The 3143-nt window shown below is 64.0% G+C and carries 1 protein-coding gene; it reads left to right on the top strand.

Annotated features, from left to right (window positions below; translation table 11 throughout):
- Window positions 1–3143: RCC1 domain-containing protein (locus AC11W3_RS17420; protein ID WP_484093446.1), on the top strand; the 3143-nt coding region annotated here is incomplete at both ends.

Raw genomic sequence — 3143 nt, forward strand, 5'->3', positions numbered from 1 at the left:
CCAAGTTTGGTCAAGTACGATCCCGCCGGGAACCAGCTCTGGGCGAAGACCTTCAGCCTGGAGACCTTTGATAACCTGTACGCAGTCACCGCGGACCTGGACGGCAATGTCTACGCGGCAGGCAAAACCGGGAGCCCAAGCCGCAACTGGCTGCTGAAGTTCGACCGTGACGGGAACGAACTCTGGCGCAAGGATGGCCCAGCATCCATGAACAAGGACGTGGTTACCGACGCTGCCGGCAACGTCTATGTCATGACCTCTGTCGAAATCATCAAGTATGACGGTGCGGGCAACGAGCTGTGGACCAGGGACCATCAGCTTTCCACTATCAATACCAAGCGGTCCATGACCATCGACGCCGGCGGCAGCATCTACCTGACCGGCTACGAAGGGACCTCCACGCAGAAGGTGATGCTGGCCAGGTACGACAGTGCCGGGAACCTTTTGTGGTACAAGACCTACGATAACGGGGTCAACGCGACCGGACAGGAGGTGGCGGTCAACTCCAGGGGGGAGATCTACATCGCGGCGACTTCCATGACCGCACCCTTGACCGGCTACCTGATGAAGGTCGATGCCGCCGGTAATCTCCTCTGGAACAAGCCATACAGTGCCGGTAAAGGCACGAAGTTCACTGGACTGGCGCTGGACGGTATGGACCGGGTCTACGTCACCGGCAGCGGCCTTTTTTCTCCGTACGGTGGAAGCGACTTCATGATCCTGAAGTACGATGCCGACGGCAATGTCCTGTGGTCCATGACGCCCGATACCGGCCGTCGCGATTACGGAGATGCCATAGCCATCGGGCCCTCCGGCGAGATCGTGGTCAGCAGCAGGAACGACTGGAACCTCGCCGTAATCAAGTACAGTCATGATGTACCCTTGGTCTCCCTCGATTACACCAGGCAGGGGACCGGGGCGGGGACGGTAAGGCTTGCCCCGGGGGGAGCCCTTGCCAGCAGTTCGAGCCGCTTCTATGACCCGGCGACCGTGGTGACCCTCACGGCGGTGCCGGAGGGAGACTCCGTCTTTACCGGATGGGGAGGCGCCTGCAGCGGAACCGGGGCCTGCATCGTAACCATGGACCAGCGGCAGCTGGTCAGCGCCACCTTCGATCACAAGCCCATCTCCCTCAATTACACCCGTCTCGGGGATGGAGCCGGGCGCGTCAGCTTCGCACCGGGATCGACCTGTTTCGGAAGCTGCGCCGAGTACTACGATGCCGGCACCACGGTTACCATCACCGCGGCTGTCACCGGAACCTCCGTCTTCACCGGATGGGGAGGGGCCTGCAGCGGGACCGGGGCCTGCACCGTGCTGGCGGACCAGTCGAAGGAGGTAACGGCCACCTTCGTCCATGGCCCCAGGATCTCGTACCAGAAAGCGGGGACCGGGGTAGGGTGGGTGAGATTCATCCCTGAAGGGGCCGATCCCTTCTATCCCGACATCTGCTACGACCAAAACTGCGTCCGTGAATACAGCCCGGGCACCCCGGTGACCCTGACGGCTCAGTCCAGTCCCAGCGCCACCTTCACGGGATGGAGCGGGGGCTGCAGCGGTACCGGCGCCTGTACCGTCACCTTGACTGCCGATACCCCGGTCACCGCCAACTTCGCCAGGATCGCTCCCAAAGCCTCCCTGGCGGCGGGATTCGGTCACACTCTGGCCCTCTTCGGCGGCACCCTCTGGGGCTGGGGGAACGACATGGACGGGGAGGTCGGCATCCCCGGCGCCTCCCAGATCCAGTCTCCGATTGTGGTACCGGCACCGCCCATGGCCAAGGTCGTTGCCGCCAAAAACGGTTACTCGAGCGCCGGTATCGGCGTTGACGGCAACATCTATAACTGGGGTTCAAACGCCCTGGTCAACATGGGGGGGACCTTCTACACCGGCTCCGACCACCCGATAAGCGTCCCGGGGCTTGCGGAGATGGTCGACGTGGCCCTGGGTACCTCGCATGGCTTGGGGGTCAAGGCCGACGGGAGCCTAATGGGCTGGTGGGATAACTCGGCCGGCCAGGTGGGCATTGGAACGCCGGATAGTCCGGTGGCCCCCACGGCTCTGCCCGATACCAGCGGATTCTTATCCGTGGCCGCGGGCTCGGCGCACTCCCTGGCACTCAAAAACGACGGCACCGTCTGGGCCTGGGGATACAACGCCCACGGGCAGACCGGCCTCGATCCCGCCCAGTTCCCTCAGACCCTCGCCCCCGGCCAAGTGAACGGGGTGGCCGGAGTGGTGGCCATTGCCGCGGGGGGCGAGCACACGGTGGCGCTGAAAGATGACGGCACGGTGGTGACCTGGGGGATGAACGACTCCGGCCAGCTCGGCGACGGCACCTTGACCGACCGTTGGACCCCGCAGGCCGTCCCCGGCCTCAGCGGGGTTACCGCCATCGCCGCCGGGCACGGGTTCAGCATGGCCCTCAGGACTGACGGAACGCTCTGGGTGTGGGGGAATAACGATTACGGCCAGCTGGCCACCGGCAACACCGCCAGGCAGACCCTTCCGGTCCAGGTGCAGGGGCTTTCGACAGTGGTCGGCATGACGGCCGGGAGTTTTCATGCCGTAGCCGAGACGAGCGACGGCGCCCTGTGGGCCTGGGGGGCAAACTGGTTTGGCCAGTTGGGGGACGGTACCAGCTATCAGCGCAACACGCCCGTCCGCGTCAGCTTCTTCAACGTCAACCAATTGCCGCCCGCTCCGCCCATGACCACCGCTTCCCCCTTCGGCGGGACCTACACCAGCACCCAGACGGTGACGCTGACCCCCAGCAGGTCGGCGACCATCTACTACACCATCGACGGCTCGGACCCGACCACCGCTTCCGCGGTCTATACGGCGCCGCTGACCATCTCGTCGACCACCACGCTGAAATACTTCGCGCTGGACACGAATGGCAATGTCGAGCAGGTGAATACCCAGACCTACAACTTCCCGCTTATCGCCGACTTCACCAGTTCGACGACCACCGGCAACGCCCCGCTCACCGTGAGCTTCAGTGACCTTTCCAGCGGCAATCCGACCTCGTGGCTGTGGAAGTTCGGGGACGGCTCATCCGACACTGCTCAGAACCCGGAGCACATCTACACCAAGGCGGGAACCTACACCGTCTCCCTCACCGCGTCGAACGCAGCGGCCTC

It is taken from the genome of Geomonas sp. (assembly GCF_056994735.1).